Below are 23,456 nucleotides of genomic sequence, written 5' to 3' on the forward strand. Positions count from 1 at the left end.
GCTCAACCGACGAGGAGCGCCCTGGCGTTGCGGACCTCGGGAATTCCGATCCTGCCGGCCGCGAGCAGGAACGTCGGGACACCCAAAGCAACGGCGGCCAGCAGGGCTGTCGCCGCGGCGCGCCTGGGGTCACCGACGAAGTGGTGCGAGAGTGCGACGGCCGCGACGCACACGCTGCCGGCGACGACCGACGCCCACAGCACACGGGACAGCGTCTCGAGAACCGTGTGGAAGCCGAGCAGTCCGTACCGGCGACGCAGGACGAAATGGCCGACGACGGCCCCGACGAGGTACGACAGCGAGCTCGCGACGGGCAGCATCACCGCGATCGCCTCACCCGGAAGCCGGCTCACGCCGACGGCGACCACGACGATCTTCGTGGTCACCATTGCGGCGTTGATCAGGGCCGGGGTGCGCATGTCGTTGCCCGCGTAGAAGACACGCAGTTGCAGCATGACGAGAGCGAACGGTGGCAGTCCGAAGGCCGACAGCGCAAGGGCGAAACCGATGAGCCGGGCCGCGTCCACATCCACGCGGCCGACGAACATCACCGTGGTGAGCATCGGCCCGAGGAGGGTCATCGCGACGGCAGCGGGTACCAGCGCGACCACCGAGTACCGCGCGGCGCGGCCCATGTCGGCGACCAGCGCATCGTGCTCGCCGACGGCGACGGCCCGGGCGATCCGCGGCATGAGCACGGTCAACAGGGAAACCCCGAGGATGCCGTACGGGACCTGGAACAGCAGATCGGCGTAGGTGTAGGTCGAGACACCGCCGTGGTCGAAGGCCACCGCGAGCACGACGGCCACGCCCACCTGACTGATCGCGACGTACAGCGCGACCCAGCCGAGCAGCCTCCCGCCGACGCGCACCGGCCGCCACGTGTACGGCACCGGCCGCACCCGCCAACTCCACCGGAACCCGGTTCGACGCAACGCCGCCAGCGTCCACGCGGCCTGACCCACGATGCCGAGGGTGGTGCCGATACCGAGGACGAGCACCTGGGCGGTGGTCATCGACGCCGGCGTCAACGTCACCGGCCCCGGCGTCAGGACGAACGCCCCGACCGTCGCGAGCACGATCACGTTGTTGGCCACCGGCGCCCAGGCCGCCGGCGCGTAGCTCTCGCGCGTGTTCAACACGGCCGTCACCGTCGCCGCCACCGCGTAGAAGAAGATCTCCGGCAACAGCAGGTAGGCCAGCACCGTCGCCAATCGTGTCTGCTCGGCGTCCGAGACCAGCGCGGAGACGAGCACCGGGGCACACAACACCGCGGCTACGGTGACCACGCCGGCACCGAGCACCGTCGCGAGCAGCAGGCGCTGGGTGAAGACGCGCGAATACGTTCGGCCCCTCAGCCGCGCGCGTGCCAGGACCGGTATGAGGACGCTGCTCATCACGCCACCCAGGAGCAGTTCGTACACCATGTTCGGCAGGCTGTTCGCCCCGTTGTAGGCGTCACCGACCGCGGCTGCCCCCAACACCGCGGCCAATGCCAGGGTGCGCACGAATCCCGTTGCACGACTTGCCGCCGTGGCAACCGCAACAGCGCCGGTGGTGCGGGCGAACGTGCGATGAGAAACCGTCACCCGACCATGGTGCCTCGAGACGCCGCGACGCGGAGCCGGTGTGCGCTCAGGAAGTCGCGGCGGATCGGCGGCCAAGCACGAAGGCACCCCATGCGAGGCCCGTCGCGAGCAGAACCGCAAGCACCGCACCGACATAGACCCATCCGGGAATCCCGCTCGCCGCGGACTCCCCGGCCTCCCCCGCGTCGGCCTGCGGCTCGGCGACGTCGCCCGACCTCGCCGCAGACGTCGCCGGCGGCAGCGCCTTCGACGCGTCGGCGACGTTCGTCGACAGGCCCTTGACCACGCCGCCGATCGGGGCCGCGCCGTCGACCAGTTGGCCGGTGCCGTCGGCGAGCGCCCGGCCGCCGTCGTCGAGGAGGACCAGCCCGTCGCTGAGCTGGCCGGCGCCGTCCGCGATCTGGCCGACACCGCTGACGAACTGGGCCGACGGATCGTTCAACTCGTACGAGAGCTGTCGCGCACCGTTCTTCAACAGGTCGAGCTGGGCGAGCGTGTCCGGGCCCAGCCCCTGCGCGTCCAGCTGCGCCACCAGGTCTGTGACCCGAGCGGCGGCAGCCTGGGAGGCCGGGTCCGCCGACGTCGACAACGTCGCGGCGACCTGCCGAAGCGCCGCGGTTGCCTGCGCCTGCTGGTCGCCGAGTCCTGCCAGCCGGTCCACCACCTCGTCCACGCCGCCGCTGACCTGCCGCGCACCGTCGCCGAGCTGACCGACGCCCCCGCTCAGTTCGGTCAGGCCGTCGGACAACTGTCGCGCCCCGTCGCGGGCCTGGCCGAGTCCGTCCGAGAGCTGGTTGGCGCCGTCGTCGAGCTGTCGGCCGCCGTCCACCAGCTGGCCGACGCCGCCGCTCAGCACCGACAGCGGCAGGCTCGCCGCCTGGAGGTTGCTGCGGGCCTTCGCGATCGCCGCGCCGTCGTCGGCGACGGGTGCCGAGGTCTCCGATGCGGGTGGGGTCGCGGTCACCGGTTCCGCGTCGGGCCGACCCAGGGTGAGCCACAGGACGACACCGGTGACGGCGGCCACGAGGAGGGCGAATAGGGCTGCGACCTGCCGTGTGGAGAGCCGCCGGCGGGTGGTGTCGTGTTCACTCATAGGTCCGCGAACGGTAGTCGCGGCGATTAAGCGATCTCTGAGACGGAGACGCCCCTCACATGGGGGCGGAGTCGGCGGCGGCGTCCGCCATCGCCGCCGCGTCCTCCTTCCCGAAGGTGTCCTCGAGCTCCTCCGGCGAGTAGTCGAGGTCGATCTCCTCCACGGGGCGACCCCGCGCCGACTCGATCGCGCCGAGGCGCCGCTGCGCGCGGTCCGCGGCGTACTCGAGGTAGACCTCCGGTGCGATGCCGAACGGCGGCTCCTCGAACTGGTCGTTGACCCACTGGATCATGTTCAGGGCGTGCGGAAGCAGCTCGCCCATCCGCTGCTGGACGAGGTCCCAGTTGCTGTCGTCGGCGGCGACGTGCCGTCGGCACGTGAAGGTGCCCCACGCCATGTGTCGCCGCTCGTCGTCACCGATCCGGCGGACGAGTTCCTGCATGCCCGGCAGGATTCCGCGTTCGGTGCACACCCGCTGCCAGGCGTAGTACCCGGTGAGCGCGAGGCTCCCCTCGATGACGTGGTTGTAGGTGACGCTGGCCCGGATCTGGTTGGCCGGGCTCGGATCGGTCTCGAGGACCCGCAACGATCGCGGCAACTCCTCGTAGAAGAGGGTGCGGTAGTGAGGGTTCTCGGCGACGTACTCGTGGAGGTCGCCGTCGAGGCCGACGGCGTCCATCCACCGCCGGAACACCTGGACGTGCTTGGCCTCCTCGAAGCAGAACTGCGTCAGGTACATCTCGTCGCCGAACCGGCCCTCGGACGCCATGGCCCTCATGAACGGCTGGATGTCCTCGGTCACGGCCTCCTCGCCGGCGATGAACTGGGTGCACAGGTAGGTGGCGCCGCGCTTCTCCTCGCTGCTCAGCGTCGCCCAGTCCTCGGCGTCCTGAGTGAAGTCCAGGTCGGCGGGGTTCCAGAACTTGGCGTTGCCCTTCACGAACAGCCTGAGGGGAAACCCGTCCCAGTTGAGCCCGCCCTGACGCAGCGAGCTGAAGCCCTGCCTGTCGACTGATGTCGCGGTCATCTGAAGACCCTCTTCCCGGCGTGCGCCGACGTCCGCCTCGCACGCTCGCAGGCCCGGGCCTGGATGTGTCGATCGGCCGAGCGTGCCCGGTCCCCCTTCACGGTAGTCCGGAACCGGCCCGATCGGACCGCTTCTTGCACACCGATGCGCAAGGAGCCCGGCCCCGCGAGGACCTCGGTGTGTCGCCCGTCACGAGCGATGTCGTATGTTCCGGTAAGGAGTCGCGATCAGCGACGTGACCAAGGGGGTTGGGTGCGGATGGGCGATGCGATCGGGTTCCTCACGCGCGACGGCGACGGGTTCGCCCCGCTGGAGATGGGCATCAGCAAGTGGTCGCCCGACATGATCAACGGTCCGGCGATCACCGGCATCCTCGCATGGGCGATCGAGGACGCCCACGGCGCGGAAGGGTTCGTTCCCGCACGGCTGACCGTCGACCTGTTCCGTCCGGCACGGGCCCAGCAGTTCCACGTGGTCACCCGCAGCGTGCGCGACGGCAACCGCATCCGGGTCGCCGACGCTGAGGTGGTCCAGAACGGCGAGGCCGTGGCCCGCGCGTCGGTGGTGTTCCTGCGCCGCTCCACACAGCCGCCCGGCGAGCTGTGGACCCGACCCGACAGCCCGCAGCCGCCGCCGCTGAGCCTGCTCGAGCCGCTGCAGGCCCCGTCCCATCCGTGGATCGGCAGCGACGGCCACCCGGCCGGCTGGTCACCGTCGCTGGGCGACCACGAAGGGTCGAGCCGGAAGCGGTTGTGGCAGTACCAGATCCCCGTGATCGCCGGCGAGGAACCGTCGCCGTTCGTGCGCGCCGCGATGGTCGGCGAGACCACGAGCCTGATGACCAACTGGGGCAGCGCCGGAATCGGATTCATCAACGCCGATCTGACGCTGGCGCTGTCCCGTCTACCGGAAGGACCCGAGATCGGCCTCGAGGCGGACAACCACATCAGCGTCGACGGCATCGCCGTCGGCAGCACGACGATGTTCGACCGACGCGGCCCGATCGGCACGTGCATCGTCAGCGCGCTGTCGAACGCCGAACGCCAGTTGGGTTTCGCCCGCTGAACCGGGCCTGCGGGCTCGCCAGGAAGAACTTCTCGGCGACGAGATCGGCGACGGCCGGGTGAGCGCCCAGCGGCGCCGCGACCCCGTCCGCCCCGGCCTGTAGCAGCCGGGTGTGGAACAGGCCGGGAGCCAACAGGTACGACGCGACGAACACCCGACGCTCCCCCGCCGCGCGCAGTCGCCGCACGGCCTCGTCCACCGTCGGTGTCCCGGTCGCGATGTACGCGACCGGGACCTCGCACCGGACCCGCGCCGACAGCATGGCGGCCGCACGGCGGACGTCGTGGCGGGCCCGCGGGTCCGACGATCCCGCCGCCGCCAGGACCACCGCATCGCCCGGTCGCCAACCGGATTCGCGGAGCCGATGTTCGAGGACCCGCGCCAGGGCCGGGTGTGGCCCCAGCGCGCGGGTGACCGTCACCCGGGGATGCCCGCTCTCGAGCACGCCGCGCGGCACATCCGTGTGGACGTGGTAGCCCGATGCCAGGAACGCCGGCACGAGCACCGCGGGACCCACCGGGTCGTTCATGTCCCGCAACACCTCGGCCGGCGACGGCCCCAGCACGTCGACGAACGCCGTCCGCACCGCCCCGACCCGCTCGGCGACCGCATCGGCCAGGGCCGCAACGGTTTCGACACCCACACGACTGCGGGTGCCGTGCGCGACAAGCACCAGTTCCGCCCGGCTCACGACCGACTCGCCTCGAGCAGTCGGTCGTACTCCGCCGGGTCGAGCGCCAACCGGTAGCCGCGCTTGACGACGGTCTGCACGGCCTTCGGCGCCCCCAGATGGCCGCGCAGTCGCGCGATGGCCGTCTCCACCGCGTGCGGGTCGTCGCTGCCGCCGGGCAGCGCCGCCAGCAGGTCGGCACGCGAGACGACCATTCCGGGCCGCTCCGCCAACCGGCGGACCAGCGCCATCCCGGCCGGTGACAGCGCCTTCACCTCACCGTCCACGACCACGCAGTTCCCCCGCACGCTCAGTTCGTGGCCGCCGGCCCGGACCTGGGCGGCCCGGCGCGGCAACTCGTCCTCGATGTGCCGGGCCAAGGATCCGAGCCGGGATCGGGTGGGCGCGGTGGTGGGCACCCCGAGGGCCGTCAGCGGTGCCGCGGTGACCGGCCCGACGCAGGCCGCCAGCACCGGACCGCGCAGGGCCCGCAGTAGCGGCTCGAGCGCGCCGATCTCCTTGGCGCGCCCCAGGATCGAGGCCACCGCCGGCGCGCTCGTGAAGCTGAGCGCGTCCAGCCCGCCGGATCCCACGGAGCCGATCAATCGGTCCATCGCGCTGCAGTCGTCCGGGGGCGTCCACCGGTAGACCGGCACCGCGATCACGTCCGCGCCGGCGGCACGCAGCGCGGCGCAGAAGTCCGGGATCGGTTCCCACTCGGTGGTCGCCCCGTGCAACTGGACCGCGATCCGCCGACCCGCGACGCCCTCCCCCAGCAGGTGCTCGAGCACCTCCGCCGAAGACTCCGAGTCGGGTGACCACTCCTCGCGGAGCCCGGCGGCGCGCACCGCCCCGGTCGCTTTGGGGCCACGGGCCAGGATGCGGGTCGCGCCCAGCGCGGTCAGTAGTTGCTCGCCGATCCCCCAGCCCTCGGCCGCACCCATCCAACCCCGGAAGCCGATGCCGGTGGTCGCGACGATCACCTCCGGCGGGTCCGCGATGATCGTCTCGGTCACTCGCGCCAGTTCGGTGTCGTCGGCGAGCGGGATGATCCGGATGGCCGGCGCGTGCACGACCTCGGCACCTCGCCGGGTGAGCAGGGTCGCCAACTCGTCGGCACGGCGCGATGCCGTGATCCCCACCGTGAACCCCCGCAACTCGTCGCCGCGCGGCGGACCCCCACCCCTCACGGCGACCCGACCGGGATCGCGCACACCTGCACGACGTCGTCGCCGCGGCCGTCGACCACCCGCACCGGGTACACCGGCAGTCGCACCGACTCGTCGTCGAGGCAGCGGCCGTCGACGAGCGAGAACACCTGCTTGAGCAGCGGCGACGCGACGGTGGGCTCACCGTGACGATCCCCGACCAGGCCCCGCGACATCACCGCGGCCCGCCCGAACGGATCGATGTTGCCGACCGCCCGCAGGCTGCCGTCGACCAGGCGGAACAGCGCCGCCTGGGTTCCACCGCGGAGCAGCACCGCCACCCCGCGTCCCGGGATCAGATGGCTCCGCGTACATGCGGACGTCCAGTCGCGTCCCTCCGCCACGCAGGGCGTCTCGTGGGTGCCCGTCTCGCCGTGAACCCACGTCTCCATCACCGTCATCGCGGACCTCCTGCACACTGTGCTCCGTTGGAATTCATTGAAAAGTCGGGTTGTTTCCGCGGCGTTACTCCGCGATTACCGGCTCGAGGAGCTTTCCGATCGGCGGTCCGGAACGTCCGGAATGCCCATCAGGACGGGCACCTTGCGGGGCCCGGACTCGTCGAAGGTGACCGTCGGGTCCGGCACCTCGGGGGCATTGACGAACGACACGAACCGCGACAACTTGCCGGGATCGTCGAGCACCCCCGCCCACTCGTCGCGGTAGCCGGCGACGTGCCGCGCCATCGCCTCCTCGAGGTCGGCGGCGATGCCGAGGCTGTCGTCGCACACCACCGCCTGCAGGTGGTCGAGGCCGCCCTCGAGGGATTCCATCCACGGCGCCGTGCGCTGCAACCGGTCCGCGGTGCGCACGTAGAACATCAGGTAGCGGTCGATGTAGCGGACCAGGGTCTCGTCGTCGAGGCCGCCGGCGAGCAACTGCGCGTGCCTGGGCGACTGGCCGCCGTTGCCGCCGACGTAGAGGTTCCAGCCGTTCTCGGTGGCGATGACGCCGACGTCCTTGCCGCGCGCCTCGGCGCACTCGCGCGCACACCCCGACACGCCGAACTTGATCTTGTGCGGTGCCCGCAGGCCGCGGTAGCGGTTCTCGAGCCGCACCGCCATGCCCACCGAGTCCTGGACGCCGTAGCGGCACCACGTGGATCCGACGCAGCTCTTCACGGTGCGCAGCGACTTGCCGTACGCCTGACCGGACTCCATGCCGACGTCGACCAGGCGCCGCCAGATCTCGGGCAGCTGCTCGACCCGCGCCCCGAACAGGTCGATGCGCTGGCCGCCGGTCACCTTGAGGTACAGCCCGTAGTCGCGGGCGATCGCGCCGATCGTGATGAGCTGCTCGGGCGTGCACTCGCCGCCCGGCATCCGCGGCACCACCGAGTACGTGCCGTTGCGCTGGATGTTGGCGAGGAAGTGGTCGTTGGTGTCCTGCAGCGACGCCTGCTCGCCGTCGAGCACGTGGTCCGAGGACGTGGACGCGAGGATCGAGGCGACGACGGGCTTGCAGATGTCGCAGCCCGCCCCGGTGCCGTACTGCGCGATCAGGCCCGAGAACGTCCGGGTGCCGGTGGCGCGGACGATCTCGAACAGCTCGGCGCGGGACTGGGTGAAGTGCTCGCACAACGCCTTCGACAGCTCCACCCCCGACGATGCGAGCAGCGACTTGACCGTCGGCAGGCAGCCGCCGCAGGTGGTGCCGGCGTTGGTGCACGCCTTGACCGCGGCGATGTCGCACGCGCCGTCCGCGATCGCCGCGCAGATCTCCCCCTTGCTGACCGCGTTGCACGAGCACACCTGCGCGTCGTCGGGAAGCGATCCCGCGCCGGGCTTCTCACCGGCCGGCGAGATGAGCGCCGCGGGATCGCCCGGCAGTTCGCGCCCCACCAGCGGGCGCAGCGACCCGTAGGCCGTCGCGTCACCGACGAGGACGCCGCCGAGCAGTGTCTTCGCGTCGTCGGAGACGACCAGCTTGGCGTACGTCCCCTTCGCGGCGTCGCTCAGGACCACCTCGAGCGCGCCCGGTGTCGCGGCGTGCACGTCGCCGAAGCTCGCGACGTCGACGCCGAGGAGCTTGAGCTTGGTGGACAGGTCCGCGCCGGGGAACACCGCGTCCCCGCCGAGAAGCCGGTCCGCGACCACCTCCGCCGTCGTGTACCCGGGGGCGACCAGTCCGTAACAGCGACCCTCGACGGCGGCGCACTCGCCCACCGCGTAGATCGCCGGATCGGATGTGACGCAACCACTGTCGGTGACGATGCCACCGCGCTCGGCGATGTCGAGGCCGGCGTCGCGCGCCAGCCGGTCCTGCGGGCGGATGCCGGCCGAGAACACCAGCAGCGCCGCATCGATCACCGAGCCGTCGGACAGTTCGACCCGCACCCCGGCCGGCCCCTCGCCGATCGACGCGATTCCCGTCCCGGTGTGCACGGTGAGCCCGAGATCGGTGACCAGCCGCGCCAGCACCGCGCCACCGCCCTCGTCGACCTGCAGCGGCATGAGGCGGGCATTGTGCTCCACCACGTGCGGCGCCAGCCCGAGCTGACGCAGTGCGTTGGCCGCCTCGAGCCCGAGCAGTCCGCCACCGACCACGACGCCGGCCGCGCCGGGTGCGACGGCCTCGGCCCGGGCGCGGATGCCGTCCAGATCCGACGGGGTGCGGTAGACGAAGCACAGGTCGTGCTCGTATCCGGGGACCGGCGGGACGAACGGGTACGACCCGGTCGCGAGGACGAGCGCGTCGTAGCCGAGAACCTCCCCCTGCGAGGTGGTGACGGTGCGCGCGACGGGGTCGATCGCGTCCGCGCGCACCCCCACCCGCAGGTCCACGGCGGTGTCGCCGGCGAAGTCGTTGCCCGCCAACGCGAGTTCCTTCACGTCCCAGGTCCCGACGTACGACGACAGCGCCACCCGGTCGTACGCGGGGACGTCCTCCTCGCAGAGCACCGTCACCTTCCAGGCGTCGGCGTCGTCGCGCGCCCGCAGCGCCTCGACGAACCGATGTCCCACCATGCCGTGTCCGATCACGATCGCGGTCCGTCCGCTCATGCCGCACCTTCCTTCCGTGCCGGTTGTGTGTCGTCGTGGTTGTTCCCGCGGCGGGGATACTCGGCCGCCGGAGTCGCGGCGAGCGTCACGGTGTCACCGCAACACGCTGTGCCGCAGCCTCGTTCGTCACGGCGGTGCGACGCACGAACACGAACCAGGTGACGATCGCGCACACCACGTAGAAGCCGAGGAAGACCCAGAACGCCATGGTCGCCGACTTGGCGGGGCTGGTGTACGACGCCCGCAGCACCAGGTTGATGCCCACGCCGCCGAGGCCGCCGACCGCACCCGCGAACCCGATGAGCGCGCCGGACATGTTGCGCGACCATGCGGCCCGGCCCGCCGCGTCCAGCCCATCCAGCGAGCGGGACCGGGTCTCGAAGATCGACGGGATCATCTTGTACACCGATCCGTTGCCGAGACCGGAGAGCACGAACAGCGCGACGAATCCGATCACCAGCGCCGTCATGGTGGCACCGGACGCGGCGCCGGGGGTGCCGTCGTCGACGGTCCCCGCGGTGACCAGGACCGCGGCGGCCAGCACCATCGCCGCGAACGTGTAGAGGGTGATCCGGCCGCCGCCGATCCGGTCGGCGAGACGCCCACCGAGCGGACGCGCGATCGACCCGAGCAGCGGTCCGACGAACGCGATCTGCGCGGCGTGCAGCGCGGCCTGCGCCGGGGTGTCGCCGCCGGCGAGGAAGTTGATCTGCAGGACCTGCCCGAACGCGAAACTGAAGCCGATGAACGAACCGAACGTGCCGATGTAGAGGAAGCTGACGATCCACGAGTCCCGCACCCGCAGCGCCTCGAGCATCGACCGCAGGTCGGCCTTCTGGTTGCCGAGGTTGTCCATGAACAGGGCGGCACCGACGGCCGCGACCGCGATGAGCACCAGGTAGACGGCGCACACGAGGTAGGGCGCAGTGTTGCCGACGGTGGCGATCACGAGCAGCCCGACCAACTGGATGACGGGCACGCCGATGTTGCCGCCGCCCGCGTTCAGTCCGAGGGCCCAGCCCTTGAGTCGCTGCGGGTAGAAGGCGTTGATGTTGGTCATCGACGACGCGAAGTTGCCGCCACCGACCCCGGCCGTCGCCGCGACCAGCAGGAACGTCGTGTACGACGTGCCCGGATGCATCACGAACCACAGTGTCAGCAGCGTCGGGATCAGCAGAACGAGCGCGCTGAAGACGGTCCAGTTACGGCCGCCGAACCGCGCCGTCGCGACGGTGTACGGGATGCGCAGGACCGATCCGACGAGGGTCGGGACCGCGACGAGGAAGAACTTGCCGGCCGCGTCGATGCCGAACACGTCGGTCGGCATGAACAGCACCATCACCGACCAGATCGACCAGATCGAGAAGCCGACGTGTTCGGCGATCACCGACCAGACGAGATTCCGGCGGGCGATCGCCTTGCCGCCGGCCTCCCAGGCGTCGACGTCCTCGGCGTCCCAGTGCTCGATGTAGTGCCCGCGCACCACCGGCGCGGCACCGGATGGCGCCTCGGGTCCGTGTGTGGGCCGATCGGAGAGAGTGGTCACCTGGGCCTCCTACCTGTGTGGGAAACCCCAAGGTAGGAGGCCGGTGTTGCGTCGGTGCTGCCCCCGGTGACCCGTCCGTCAACTCTCGCTCACCCCCGGGGATCGGGGGCGTGAGGTCGACGAACCGCCAGGTCAGGCGGCTTCCGCACCCCAGCTGTCCTCGAGCATCCGCGGCTTGCAGGCCGCCCACGCCGAGACGAGGACGATGACGACGGCCACCGCGAGCAGCGCGAAGGGGGCGCCCCAACCGCCGGTCGCCTCGTGCAGCACACCGAACAGCAGCGGGCCGAGGCACGCGACGGTGTAGCCGACGCCCTGGGTGAAGCCGGACAGCGCCGCCGACCCGGCGTGAGTGCGGGTGCGCAGGTTGATCAGGGTCAGCGACATCGGGAAGGTGCTCGGCCCGAGGCCGACCACGATCACCCACAGGATCGGCACCGACATCGGCGCCAGCAGCAGGCCCGTGAAGCCGATGGCGTAGCTGACGGCACAGCCGACGACGATCGGGAACGGGTTCCGCATCCGCGCACACACGCTCGGCGCCGCGAACGCGGAGATCAGGCCCATGAAGGAGAACAGCGCGACCATGCTGCCGCCGAACGACTCGCTCGCCCCGGCCTCGGTGAGGATCTTCGGAATCCACGTGAACATCGAGTAGGTGATGAGCGACGTCATGCCGAACATGCCGGCCATGCCCCAGCCCACCGGCGAGCGCCACGGCCGTCCGGCCGGGTGGGACTCGGTGGTCGCGCCGGCCTCGGGACCCGCGGCGGACTTGCGGCCGCGGGCGAGCACCATGAGCCACGGCGCGGCGGCCGCGAAGCCCAGCAGCGACCAGACGCCCAGCGAGATCCGCCAGTCGAACGCGTCCGCGAGCGGCACCGCGATCGTCGCCGGGAGGATCGTGCCGATCTGCACACCGGTGATGTAGATCGAGCTCATCAGCGCCAACCGGTCGCTGAAGTAGCGCTTGACCAGCGGCGGGATGACGACGTTACCGATGCCCATGCCGCCGAGGGCGAGCGCCGACAGGGCGAGCAGCGACCACGTGTCCCCGACCATCGCGCGGGTGAGCATGCCGAACCCCGCCATCAGCATCGCGAGCAGCGCGGTCCACTCGAGCCCGAGACGCCGCGCGATGGCGGGCGTGAGCAGACCGAACACCGCGAACATCGCGGTGGGCACCATGCCGAACACTCCGACGACGGTGGAGGAGAACCCGAGATCGTCGCTGATCTGCGAGGCGAGCGGCGTGAAGGAGGTGACCGCGAGCCGCAGGGTGAGCGCCGACATCGCGATGGCCGCGAACACCAGCAGCCGCCCCTTCAGCAAGGGCTGCGGGCCCCGGGTGGTCACTGTCGCGGACGCGGTCGCGGTCATGTGGTGCCTCGATCTCGAATGCAGGGAGAGATGTGCCGTCGGAAGTGCGATCCGGAACGGACCTTGCACTCGACCCGAGAAATCATAGGATGACCGGATGACAGAGGCAACGCATTAAAGTTCGAGAGCCCTCACCCGATTTCAGGAGCACCGTGCAACCCGTCCGCCGCAGCACCCTGATTGCCCAGGTCACCGACCAACTCCGGGACGAGATCCGATCCGGACGCTGGCCGGTCGGTTCCCGCATACCCACCGAACCCGAACTGGCCGAACTCACCGGCACCGGGCGCAACACCGTCCGCGAGGCGGTGCAGGCGCTGGTCCATTCCGGGCTGCTCGAGCGACGCCAGGGATCCGGGACGTTCGTGCTCGCGGACTCCGAGGTCACCGGCACCCTCGGCAAGTACTTCGCGGGCGCGCACGAACGCGATGTTCTCGAACTGCGCCAGTCGCTCGACGTCACCGCGGCGGGACTGGCCGCACAGCGACGCGACGGCGACGACATCCGCGAGCTGACCGCCCTGCTGGAGGCGCGATACACCGCGTGGGAAACCGCGGGACTGCGCGACGCGATCGCCGCCGACATCGCCCTGCACCGCGGCATCGTCGCCGCCAGCCACAACCAGGTGTACCTGGAGTTCTACGACTCCCTGCTCCCGGTGATCGAGGCGACCGTCTTCAAACACGCCTCCGCGACCGGCGCCGGATTCCACGACGAGCACCGCGCCCTCGTGCAGGCCGTCATCGACGGCGACAGCGACCGCGCCCTCGGCGCGGCGCGGTGCTTCTTCAATGAGCTACTTGCCGGCTACCACTCCCCCGGCAGCCGCTCCGAATCCGTGGGCTGAACCCAACCTTCATGCACTATGGCCTCGAGGCAGCGTCCGCGGTGAGCGCGTCAGCGAGTGTCCGAAGTTGTTCGGTGGCGGCGCCGAAGAGGAACTCGGTGCGCTTGGCGGCCGTGAAATAGCGATGCACCTGGTACTCCGAGAAGATGCCGATGCTGGCGTGCACGTGGACCATGGTGTGCGCCACCCGGTGGCCGGCCTCGTCGGCCCAGAACTTGGCGGTGGCGATTTCGGCGTCCGCCGGAAGACCCTCGGACTCACGCCAGGCCGCCTGCCATAGGCTCAGCCGTACCGCCTCGACGTCGAGGTAGGCATCGGCAAGACGTTGCCGGACTGCCTGGAACTCGCCGATCGGCTTGTCGAATTGCCTTCGGGTGAGAGCATATTCGCCGGTAAGTTCCAGACCGCGCTCGACGACACCGAGTTGGTAGGCGCAGGCAGCGATGGTGGCGCGGCGACGCGCCCACCCGACCGAGCCGTCGCCGGGCGCACCGAGCACAGCGGTTTTCCCTACCACCGTGTCCAGTTCCAGCAGTGCGGCGTCGAAGCCGTCGACGACATGCTGTGGGGTGATGCACAGCCCTTCAGTAGCGCGATCAAGCATCAGGAGCAGCGGTCCGTCGGCCGTGACCGCCTCGATCAGGAATGCATCCGCGAATGTGCCCGCAGGAGCGGCGCTGTGCGAGCCACGGACATGCCAGCCTGCATCGGTGCGCTCGGCTGTGAATCGATCGTCTTCCGTGGAGAGTGCCACGGCGAAGGTGGTGGTGCCCGCCGCGACCGGAGCGGCCCACCGCGTCCGCTGCTCCTCGTCGCCGAACTGCGCGATCGTTCCGGCGGCGACCGCCACGCTGGTCAGGTACGGCGCGGGCGCAACGGTGCGACCGATCTCGATCAGCACGCTGCACTGTTCGAGCACGCCGAAGCCGCCGCCGACCGCGGCAGGCAGCGCGGCCTCCAGCAGCCCGGAGCGGGCGAGGTCCGACCAGAGCTTTCGGTCGAACCCCGTTGCATCCGGAGCGTTCTCGGCGGTCCAGTCGGTCAGTACGGCGCGGGCCAGGCCGGCAAGCTCGCGTTGGGCCTCGGTGAGGGTGAAGTCCATGAGAAGTCCTCTAGATAGGTTCAGCGGGTGACGGGCAGGCCGAGTGCGGTCTTGGCGATGATGTCGCGCTGGACCTCGTTGGTTCCGCCGCCGAAGGTCAAAATGAGCGACGATCGATGGAAGCGTTCGATCCGGCCACGCAGCAGCGCGCCGGCGGAGTCCCGCCGTACCACCGACGAGGCACCCAGCACCTCCATGAGCAATCGGTACGCCTCCGTCGCCAGTTCGGTGCCGAACACCTTGCTCGCCGAGGCATCCGCGGGGTGAAGTTCACCGGAGTCCGCAGCCCAGGCGATGCGCCAGTTGCGCAGTTTCAGGTACTCGATGTGGGCGTGCACGCGAGCGAGATGCAGCCGTGCCCACTCGGAATCGACAACCCGAGTGCCGTCGACACGGGTCGCGGTTTCGGCCCACTTCCAGACTTGGCGGAGCGATTCCTGAAGCGGTGCGGCGGAAGTCAGCGCTACTCGTTCGTGATTGAGCTGGTTGGTGATCAGCGGCCAACCCTCGTTCAGTTCGCCGACCACATTCGTGACGGGTACCCGCGCATCGTTGTAGAACGTGGCGCTGGTGCCCGGACCGGCCATGGTGTGAATCTTGCTCCAGGAGAATCCCGGTGTGGTGGTGGGCACGATCAGAATGGACAGGCCGCGGTGTCTGGGTGCCTCCGGATCGGTGCGGGCCGCCAGCCAGATGTAATCGGCGTATTCGACGAGGCTGGTCCATGCCTTCTCACCGTTGATGACGAACTCGTCGCCCTTGCGCACCGCTCGAGTGCGCAGTGACGCCAGATCGGTGCCCGCCTCGGGCTCGGAGTAACCGACGGAGAAGTGGAACTCACCCGTGGCGATTCGGGGTAGGAAGAATGCCTTCTGCTCGGCGGTGCCGAAACGCATGATGGTCGGGCCGACCGTGTTCACTGTCAGGAACGGGAAGGGAACACCCGCGGCGGCGGCCTCGTCATTGAAGATCAACTGGTCCATGGCCGGTCGGTTCCGGCCGCCGAATTCCTCGGGCCACCCCAGGGTCAGCCAGCCGTCCTGGCCGAGGGTGCGAACGATCTCCCGGTAGGCGGCGGGATCGCCGTATTCGCCACCGGGTCCGGTCAATGCCTCGCGAATTTCGGGCGTCATCAGGTCGGCAAAGTAGGAGCGCAACTGCTTGCGCAGTTGCTGATGATCGCCGGTGTAGTCGATGTACATCGCATTCCTTGGATTCGAATGTTCTAGCTTTTGCCCAAAATGAAGCACGGTGCACCCCGCCCGTGTCGTCGAGCAGCAGGAAGTTGCCCGCTTCCGTGGCAGCAAGCTGCCACACGAATTGGAGCCCGTCGGTGATCTGCATCACTTCGATTGACAGCCTGTCGAGTGCTGGCGAATCTGATTCCGGGCGGGCGGAAAGGATGGGGGTCCGAATAGCTATGCATTCAGGCGATAAACAACACTTTGAAATTGGAACAAAGCAACCAAATCGCGGACTCGCGGACGTGGGTTGGCTGCTCGCGGAGTCGCGCCGCCTGCTCGATCACGCGATAGCCGAACATCGCAGTGTCCGCGGCGAGAACGGAGACGTCGTCCGTTTGCGCCCTGATGAGGGGTGGGAAGGCAGTCTGCAGCAACTGCTACAACGTGTTCGCAAAGAAGCAATGCTCACAGTCGCGAGCCCGTTGCGGATCCAGCCGCATTACCAGCCAGGTCGGCGACTGGTCGCCGACCACCTCTCGGCCGGCAGGGAGGTTCGGTTGCTTTACACCCAGCACTATGCCGAGACGCGCGACTACGAATCGTTGCAGAATCAGCCGGAGCTGTACGACCGGATCCGGGTTTCCGATGCCGACTTCCACAACATGGTCATCATCGATCGTCAGGTCGGAGCGATTTGGGGCGGGACCGGCGCGCGACGGCCCTATGGATTCGTCATCAGCGATCCCGATCTGCTTCGCGCGCTGCATCAATTCGCGGTGGTTCTCTGGGAAGCCGCCCCACGGCTGTCCAGGAACCTCACGCTGCCTCAACCTGAATTCGACCAATCGGCGCTCGCAGTGTTGCGTGCACTCGACCTCGGATTGAAGGATGAGTCGGCCGCGCGCCGACTCGGTGTGTCGCTACGAACCTACCGCCGGTATGTCGCCGACATCATGGCCCGGCTCGGAGTCACCACCAGGTTCCAAGTCGGTGCTCGCGCGGCGGAACTCGGTCTGCTCACGGCATCGGCGAAACAGCCACCTCGAGCATCCAGGATCGATCGCCGATATCCGCCTTCGACCGCATAGCGGAGAGTGAAAGGAACCCTACGGCGGGGTCAGCGGGCCACGCGCGGCAGTCCGAGGCCGTTGACGGCAATCAGTTCGCGCTGGATCTCGTTGACGCCGCCGCCGAAAGTGAGGACCAGATTCCGTTTCGCCTGGACGTTCAGCCAGCTCGCCAGCGCTGCGGTCGCAGGATCTGCCAAGTCGCCGTGGCGGGCGACGACCTCCTCCATCCGGTCGTAGAGGCACTGAATGCGCTCGGAGCCGAAAACTTTCGTAGCCGATGCGTCAGCAGCGCCGACCGACCCGTTCGATTCGGCCGCCGCAACCTGCCAGTTGAGTAGTTCGTTGATTCGTTCGGTCGCGCGCGCGTCGATCAGCACGGCACGGACGTCGGGGGCGTCGAGGAGACCGCGGGGCTTCGCCCAGGCGTACACCTGCTCGTACACGCCGCCGATGCGGCCGGCCGGCCCCAGCATGACCCGCTCGTGGTTGAGCTGGGTGACGATCAACTGCCAGCCGCGATTCTCCTCACCGACGAGCATGTTCACAGGGACCCGGACGTCGGAGAAGTAGGTGGCATCCACGTGGTGCGCACGGTCTGCGGTGATGATCGGGGTCCAGCTGAATCCGGGATCGCGGGTGTCGACGATGAGAATCGAGATGCCTTTGTGCTTCGGTGCGGCCGGATCGGTGCGCACCGCCAACCAGATGTAATCTGCGGCATGACCACCCGTGGTGAAGGTCTTCTGGCCGTTGACAATGTAATGATCGCCATCGCGAACCGCGGTAGTGCGCAGCGACGCAAGATCGGTGCCGTTGTCCGGCTCGGAATACCCGATGGCGAAATGTAGTTCGCCGGACAAGATCTTGGGGAGGAAGAACTGTTTCTGTTCCTCCGTGCCGAAGGTTTGCAGCGTGGGCCCAACCGTTTGGAGAGTTACCGACGGCAGCTGGACGTCGGCGCGGTGTGCCTCGTTCACGAAGATGTGCTGTTCGATCGGTCCGAAGCCGCGGCCGCCGTATTCCGTGGGCCAGCCGACCCCGAGCCAGCCGGCTCCGCCCATGCGGCGTACCACATCCCGGTAGGTCTGGCCGTGCCGATCGGACAATGTGATCGCACGTTCTTCCTCGGTCATCAGCTGCGAGAAGTACTCGCGCAGTTCGGTCTGCAAGGCGAGCTGCGACGGCGTCAGTGCGATCGAGTTGCCCTCGCCGACGACAGCCGAGACGCTTTCAGCCGGATCGACGCCCAGGATCTCCAGCACCCGACCCGAACCGCCCAGAATTCGGATCATGTCCTTGATCGTCGAATAGTGCCGGTGCAGCGGATAGGTGAAGTCCGCGCCGATGCCGCCGTGCAGGTGATGGCAGGTCCGCACCGCGGACATCGCTTCGGTAGCCAGCCAGTATCCGGCCAATGCCAAGCTCTGCGACGCGTCGCGCCCGCTGGACAGGTCCCACACGCCGGAGACCGCCGCGAGATGAAGTGTGCGCGCGACGATATAGACGTCGGCGATCTGCTGCGAGACCGCTTGGAAGGTCGCCAGTGGCCTCCCGAACTGCTGCCTGTTTCGGATGTGCTCGGTGGTCAACGCCAAAGCGTCCGCCAATGCTCCGTCGCCGAGAGCGACCGCACCCGCCAGAGCGCAGTAGCGGAGCGTGGCCACGGATACGCCGCTGAAGTCGCCGCCGAGCACCTCCGATTCCGCCACCCGCACGCCGGACAAGGTCACCGTGTACTCGGGCTGACCCGTTGCGGTAGGGGTCGCGGTCAGCTCCACGCCGGAGCGCGCGGGATCGATCAGGAATACCGCATCGCCGCCGGTTGTCTTCGCCGGCACCAGGATCCGAACGGATTGCGCCGCGTACGGCACCGCGATCTTCCGACCGTTCAGCTCCCATCCGTCGGAGGTGTGAACCGCGGTGGTGGCCGGCGCGCCGACGAGCGCTCTCCCGAACTCGTTCGGCGCGCCGGTGAGCAAGCTCGTTCCCGCCGCGACCGAGGGCAGGAGCTCCGCCTGCTGGGCATCGGTTCCCATGGCAACCAGAGGGAGAACACCCAGCGCCAGTGTCGCGAGCGCAGGTACCCGCGCGCCGCTTGCCGCCACCTGTCGCAGCACGGCCGAAACTTCGGCGATACCGAGCTCGTCACCGCCCAACCTGGTCGGCAACGCCAGCGCAAGGAGTCCAGCTTTGGCCAGCGCGGCCCAAACAGGCTCATCGAATCCGACGTGGGCATCCAGCTCCGCGTTCCCCTGATCGCGCTCCTTGCCCAGCACCTGCGCGGTGAGGTCGGCGATCTCCTGCTGCACATCAGTGGGTGTGAAATCCACGCCTGGCTCCCTGGATCCGAACGATTACTGAGATCCGTTCTATCCGGAACCGGGCGATGATCCGGCGATCTGGCAGGAATATGCCAACGTTCGGAAGGCGCTCGGTGCAGTCACCGCGAAGTGTCAGCTGCGCAACGCAGGTTCGCCAACACTCGCAGGCGCTCCCACTGCCAGCTCTTCTAGAGAATCAACCGCACCAACTCGGCAGTCCGGACGAGTCCGGGCAGCGCCTCGGGGGTGGATCGCGGATGCAACGCGTGCACCGCGAGCCGGAACAGCAAGGCGCGCAGCAGCATCTGCGGCCACTCCGGAAGGTCCTCCCAACGCCCGATCAGCCCCTCGTCGGCGCCGCCCCACGACAGCGCGTCGACGACGACCACACCGGCCGCCCACGCCGCGGGCCGCCAGTAGGGCGTGATGTCGGTGACCCCGGGTGCGATGCTGCCCGAGAACAGGACCGTGCCGAACAGATCGCCGTGGACCAGCTGATCGGGTGACCGCACCGGCTTGCGCAGCGTCGCGAGCTGGCCGATGAGTTCGACGCTCCGGGCGCCGTCGGCGGCGAGGTCCTCGAGAGCGCCGGCCGCACGTGCCGTCCGCAGCGGCACCGTTTCCCACGCCGCCCGGTCGGCGGCGACGAAGACGTCGACATCGGCCCACGGCGCGACCGGTGGTTGCGCCAGGAACCGAGGCCGCTCGAGCTGCGCGGTGGCGGCGTGCAGTCGCAGCGACAGCGACACCACCTCGTCGTGCCGGGGTTCCGGAGTGCCGGCCAGGTAGGTGTCGGCCCGCCAGCCGGAGACGACGTAGCGGCCGTCGGTGGCACGCACCGGACGGGCCAGCCGGACCGCGTCGACCGCGAGCGTCTCGCGCACCTTCGCGGACCAGGCGGCGCGGGCGTGGTCCGCGACCGGGGACAGCACGACGTCGCCGAGACGCCAGCCACCCTCCCAGTCCGACCCCAGCGCCACCGGTTCGATCTCGCGGAGGCCGAAGGTCGAACACACGTGTTGGGGCGGTTGTGCAGAGCTCACGGCCGTCAGGCTACCGCCGCCCGACGGCAAGATCGGTGAGGCGCTCCGGAGGGCACGCTCAGTAGACCGGAAGCGACGGATCGACCTGGTGCGCCCACGCGATCACGCCGCCCTGCAGGTGCACCGCGTCGGCGAAACCGGCCTTGCGCACCACCTCCAGCGCCTCCGCCGAGCGGATACCGGTCTTGCAGTGCAGCACGATCCGCTTGTCCTGTGGCAATTCGGCAAGGCCGGCGCCGGAAAGGATCCGTCCCTTCGGGATCAGCGTGGCGCCGGGCAGGTGCACGATGTCCCACTCCACCGGTTCCCGGACGTCGACGATCGCGATGTCGGCGCCCGCCTCGATCAGATCCCGCAGCTCGAGCGGGGTGATCGTCGAGTCCCGATCCGTGTCGGCGACCGGTTCCACGCCGCAGAAGGCGTCGTAGTCGACCAGTTCGGTGATCGGCAGCCGTTCGGGGTCGCGGCCGAGGGCCACCGTCCGGTAGTTCATGTCGAGTGCGTCGTAGATCATCAGCCGGCCCAGCAGCGAGTCCCCGATGCCGGTGATCAGCTTGATCGCCTCGGTCGCCATGATCGAGCCGACCGACGCGCACAGCACGCCGAGGACGCCGCCCTCCGCGCACGACGGGACGGTCCCGGGCGGCGGCGCCTCCGGGTACAGGTCCCGCAGCGTGAGGCCGCGACCGTCGGGGGCGTCCTCCCAGAACAGCGACACCTGGCCCTGGAACCGGTAGATCGACCCCCACACGTACGGCCGGTGCGCCAGCGCGGCGGCGTCGTTCACCAGGTACCGGGTGGCGAAGTTGTCGGCGCCGTCGAGGATCAGGTCGTACTGCTCGAACAGCTCGACGGCGTTCGACGCGTCTAGCCGGAACTCGTGCAATCGCACGTCGACGTGCGGATTGATGTCGCGGATGGACTCCCGCGCGCTCTGCGCCTTGGACCGACCGACGTCGGCCGTTCCGTGGATCACCTGACGCTGCAGGTTCGACTCGTCGACCACGTCGAAGTCGACGATGCCGATCGTGCCGATCCCGGCGGCGGCCAGGTACATCAGGGTCGGCGAACCCAGGCCACCGGCGCCGATCACCAGGACGCGGGCATTCTTCAGCCGTCGCTGCCCCGTCGTCCCGACGTCGGGAATGATCAGGTGGCGGCTGTAGCGCGCCACCTCGTCACGGCTCAGTTCAGCCGCCGGCTCCACCAACGGCGGAAGCGGACTCTTCGCGGGCACCACACGCTCCTACATCGACCGGTCAACGCTCGCGTCCAGCCTATGCCGTCCCGAACCGCACCTCGAGATCGCTCAGGTCCGACACCACGACGTCGGCGCCGGCGCCGCGCAACGCGTCCGCGTGATGGGTCCGGTCCACGCCCACGACCACCCCGAACGCGCCCCGCCGGCCCGCCTCGACACCCGCGAGCGCGTCCTCGAGCACCACGCACCGGTCGGCCGGCAGACCCAGCCGCCGGGCGCCCTCGAGGTACGTGTCCGGCTCGGGTTTGCCGGCGAGCGACAACCGGTCGACGTCGATTCCGTCGACGCGGGCGTCGAACAGGTCGGTCAGCCCGGCCGCGTCCAGCACCCGCACCGCGTTGCGGCTCGCGGTCACCAGCGCGACGGCGATCCCCTCGGCTCGCAGGCGCCGGATCAGCGCCACGGTCCCGGGGAACGCCTCGACGCCGTGGTCGTCGAGTTCGTGCAGGAACAGCGCGTCCTTCCGGGCGGCGAGCCCGCACACGGTGTGCGCCGTCGGCGGATCCGACGGATCGCCGTGCGGAATCTCGATCGAACGCGACGCCAGGAACGACGCCACCCCGTCGACGCGGGGCCGCCCGTCGACGTAGTTCAGGTAGTCGTCGGACGTGAACGGCGCCTCGCCCTTCCCGCGCTCGGCGAGGAAGCCGTCGAACAGGCGGGTCCACGCCCGGGCGTGCACCCGCGCCGTGTCGGTGACCACGCCGTCCATGTCGAACAGGAACCCGGAGCACGCGCTGTCCCCGATGTGGGCGACGGCCGGGCTCGCGGTGGTCACGGTCTTCCCCTTCTCAGGCCCGGGGGTAGGGCCACGGATTGAACCGGCAGACCTTGCCGTCCATCGGGACGACACCCTCCGGGTCGAGCCGGGCGATGTCGTTGTTCGCGGTACCGAAGGTCTGCTGCATCATCACCGGCGCCAGTCCGCCGTCCGTCTCGCACGGCTGGTGTTCGCGGTAGCCGATGGCGTGGCCGACCTCGTGGTTGATCTGGTACTGGCGGTACGAACCGATGTCGCCCTGGAACCCGATCGCACCGCGCACCCAGCGGGGCTCGTTGAGGACGACCCGATCGATGCCGGGGTTGTAGCAGGAGACCTCGAGCTGGATGTCGTAACCGCACGCCTCGCGAATCGTCATCTGCGACGTGAGGGAGATCCGGAAGTTGGGCGAGCCGCCGTTCGCCAGGGCGGGATCGCCCTGGTCGATCCGGCGGAACGCGAACCGGGGGTCCTTCGTCCATCCCTTGGGATTGGCGAGGGTCTGGTCGACCATCCGACCGAAGGACTCGTCGCCTCCGAACCCGGCGGTGTCGACGCCGTCCTCGACCTCGACGGTGTAGGTGAGCACGCCGTCGGTGCCCTGGCCGACCTGACCGGTCGTGCCGGGGACGACGCGCCACGTGCCGGCGCCCTTCTCCGTGAACGGCCCGCCGTCCGGCAGCACGCCCGCCGGGACGGTGTCGGCGAAGTTCCCGTCCGCGAGTGGGGGGACGCCGATGACGTCTGTGCCGTCGGAGTGGCTGAGTTCACCGAAACCCGGGTCCTTCGGGGCGGCCGAATCCGAGTCGCCGATGCCGCGAAACGCGTCGACCACCACGAGCACCGTCACGATCAGCAGCACCGGGATCGCGTAGGCGCGCCAGCCGTACATCGAGACGAACTTGCCCACGCGACTCTGCTTCTTCACGCCACGATCCGGGCGCGGCACGCGGGGACGACCGGTATTCCGACGAGTCGGATCCCACGACGCGCGCAGGGGCTCGTGCGGGTCGGGTACCCGACCCGCGTCGAAGCCACTGTTCCGTGCTTCGAAGGGGTCGTCGTCGGACATCTCGGGAACTGTGCCCCCCAGGCGCGGTCCTCCTCGGTCAGTCACCCCGCCAGAATCTCACAGTCCGGTTCGGCCTTCACCCGGCACGCCGGAAATGTGCCCGCTCACCTCGCGCGCGGGTGCTCGGGATGGGATGCTGGAATACTCGGTATCAGCGACGCGTCCACCAGCGTGTCCAGCGACATGTCCTCGGCCGGGACGGGCCCAGTTCAACG

19 protein-coding genes are annotated in these 23,456 nt (G+C 69.4%); 3 read left to right on the top strand and 16 right to left on the bottom strand.

Annotated features, from left to right (window positions below):
• Positions 1-2: 2 nt before the first annotated feature.
• From murJ to EGT67_RS02570, 3 genes are read right to left on the bottom strand one after another with little or no spacing between them, the layout of a single operon-like run.
• Positions 3-1,589 (bottom strand): murein biosynthesis integral membrane protein MurJ, encoded by a 1,587-nt coding sequence (gene murJ / locus EGT67_RS02560; protein WP_241565856.1) that lies wholly within the window; start codon positions 1,587-1,589, stop codon positions 3-5.
• A 46-nt stretch (positions 1,590-1,635) separates the two neighbouring features.
• Positions 1,636-2,682 carry a hypothetical protein gene (locus EGT67_RS02565; RefSeq protein ID WP_127914444.1) on the bottom strand — a complete coding sequence of 349 codons (1,047 nt, stop codon included), beginning with the start codon at positions 2,680-2,682 and terminating at the stop codon, positions 1,636-1,638.
• Positions 2,683-2,737: 55 nt separating this feature from the next.
• Positions 2,738-3,709, bottom strand: coding sequence for a R2-like ligand-binding oxidase (locus tag EGT67_RS02570; RefSeq protein ID WP_127914445.1), 972 nt, complete (start codon positions 3,707-3,709; stop codon positions 2,738-2,740).
• Between the two features lie 258 nt (positions 3,710-3,967).
• Between EGT67_RS02570 and EGT67_RS02575 the strand changes: the two genes are divergently transcribed.
• The gene (locus tag EGT67_RS02575; protein WP_127914446.1) at positions 3,968-4,774 is read left to right on the top strand and encodes an acyl-CoA thioesterase domain-containing protein; all 807 of its coding nucleotides are present in this window, start codon (positions 3,968-3,970) and stop codon (positions 4,772-4,774) included.
• Here EGT67_RS02575 and EGT67_RS02580 read toward each other — a convergent pair.
• From EGT67_RS02580 to EGT67_RS02605, 6 genes are all read right to left on the bottom strand, one after another.
• Positions 4,728-5,465: a sirohydrochlorin chelatase gene (locus tag EGT67_RS02580; RefSeq protein WP_127914447.1), complete on the bottom strand. Its 738-nt coding sequence runs from the start codon at positions 5,463-5,465 to the stop codon at positions 4,728-4,730. The genes EGT67_RS02575 and EGT67_RS02580 overlap by 47 nt on opposite strands.
• Positions 5,462-6,634 carry a uroporphyrinogen-III synthase gene (locus tag EGT67_RS02585; protein WP_127914448.1) on the bottom strand — a complete coding sequence of 391 codons (1,173 nt, stop codon included), beginning with the start codon at positions 6,632-6,634 and terminating at the stop codon, positions 5,462-5,464. The genes EGT67_RS02580 and EGT67_RS02585 overlap by 4 nt, the downstream gene beginning before the upstream one ends.
• Positions 6,631-7,053 (bottom strand): nitrite reductase small subunit NirD, encoded by a 423-nt coding sequence (nirD, locus tag EGT67_RS02590; RefSeq protein ID WP_127914449.1) that lies wholly within the window; start codon positions 7,051-7,053, stop codon positions 6,631-6,633. Before nirD ends, EGT67_RS02585 begins: the two co-directional genes overlap by 4 nt.
• Before the next feature lie 75 nt (positions 7,054-7,128).
• Complete coding sequence (nirB, locus tag EGT67_RS02595) at positions 7,129-9,654, bottom strand: nitrite reductase large subunit NirB (protein ID WP_127914450.1); 2,526 nt, start codon at positions 9,652-9,654, stop codon at positions 7,129-7,131.
• Positions 9,655-9,739: 85 nt separating this feature from the next.
• The gene (locus tag EGT67_RS02600) at positions 9,740-11,137 is read right to left on the bottom strand and encodes a nitrate/nitrite transporter (protein WP_206612277.1); all 1,398 of its coding nucleotides are present in this window, start codon (positions 11,135-11,137) and stop codon (positions 9,740-9,742) included.
• Between the two features lie 195 nt (positions 11,138-11,332).
• The gene (locus tag EGT67_RS02605; RefSeq protein ID WP_127914451.1) at positions 11,333-12,580 is read right to left on the bottom strand and encodes a CynX/NimT family MFS transporter; all 1,248 of its coding nucleotides are present in this window, start codon (positions 12,578-12,580) and stop codon (positions 11,333-11,335) included.
• A 152-nt stretch (positions 12,581-12,732) separates the two neighbouring features.
• Between EGT67_RS02605 and EGT67_RS02610 the strand changes: the two genes are divergently transcribed.
• Complete coding sequence (locus EGT67_RS02610) at positions 12,733-13,428, top strand: FadR/GntR family transcriptional regulator (protein ID WP_127914452.1); 696 nt, start codon at positions 12,733-12,735, stop codon at positions 13,426-13,428.
• 16 nt (positions 13,429-13,444) lie between these two features.
• On the opposite strand, the gene EGT67_RS02615 is transcribed toward EGT67_RS02610, so the two are convergent.
• Both EGT67_RS02615 and EGT67_RS02620 read right to left on the bottom strand, forming a co-directional pair.
• Positions 13,445-14,530, bottom strand: a complete 1,086-nt coding sequence (locus EGT67_RS02615) for an acyl-CoA dehydrogenase family protein (protein WP_127914453.1) — start codon at positions 14,528-14,530, stop codon at positions 13,445-13,447.
• Positions 14,531-14,550: 20 nt separating this feature from the next.
• A complete protein-coding gene (locus tag EGT67_RS02620) occupies positions 14,551-15,732 on the bottom strand; it encodes an acyl-CoA dehydrogenase family protein (protein ID WP_127914752.1) in 1,182 nt (393 codons plus the stop codon).
• 284 nt (positions 15,733-16,016) lie between these two features.
• Here EGT67_RS02620 and EGT67_RS02625 point away from each other — a divergent pair, with 284 nt between their 5' ends.
• Positions 16,017-16,802 carry a helix-turn-helix transcriptional regulator gene (locus EGT67_RS02625; protein WP_127914454.1) on the top strand — a complete coding sequence of 262 codons (786 nt, stop codon included), beginning with the start codon at positions 16,017-16,019 and terminating at the stop codon, positions 16,800-16,802.
• Between the two features lie 29 nt (positions 16,803-16,831).
• Here the strand turns inward: EGT67_RS02625 and EGT67_RS02630 are convergent, their stop codons facing one another.
• From EGT67_RS02630 to EGT67_RS02650, 5 genes are all read right to left on the bottom strand, one after another.
• Positions 16,832-19,114 (bottom strand): acyl-CoA dehydrogenase family protein, encoded by a 2,283-nt coding sequence (locus EGT67_RS02630; protein WP_127914455.1) that lies wholly within the window; start codon positions 19,112-19,114, stop codon positions 16,832-16,834.
• A gap of 179 nt (positions 19,115-19,293) precedes the next feature.
• Positions 19,294-20,148 carry a TIGR02569 family protein gene (locus EGT67_RS02635; protein ID WP_127914456.1) on the bottom strand — a complete coding sequence of 285 codons (855 nt, stop codon included), beginning with the start codon at positions 20,146-20,148 and terminating at the stop codon, positions 19,294-19,296.
• 58 nt (positions 20,149-20,206) lie between these two features.
• Positions 20,207-21,385, bottom strand: a complete 1,179-nt coding sequence (moeZ, locus tag EGT67_RS02640; RefSeq protein WP_127914457.1) for an adenylyltransferase/sulfurtransferase MoeZ — start codon at positions 21,383-21,385, stop codon at positions 20,207-20,209.
• A 40-nt stretch (positions 21,386-21,425) separates the two neighbouring features.
• Positions 21,426-22,187, bottom strand: coding sequence for a beta-phosphoglucomutase family hydrolase (locus tag EGT67_RS02645; protein WP_241565857.1), 762 nt, complete (start codon positions 22,185-22,187; stop codon positions 21,426-21,428).
• A gap of 13 nt (positions 22,188-22,200) precedes the next feature.
• The gene (locus tag EGT67_RS02650) at positions 22,201-23,286 is read right to left on the bottom strand and encodes a DUF3152 domain-containing protein (RefSeq protein ID WP_206612263.1); all 1,086 of its coding nucleotides are present in this window, start codon (positions 23,284-23,286) and stop codon (positions 22,201-22,203) included.
• Positions 23,287-23,456 lie beyond the last annotated feature (170 nt).

Source organism: Prescottella agglutinans, assembly GCF_004011865.1.
Classification (GTDB): domain Bacteria; phylum Actinomycetota; class Actinomycetes; order Mycobacteriales; family Mycobacteriaceae; genus Prescottella; species Prescottella agglutinans.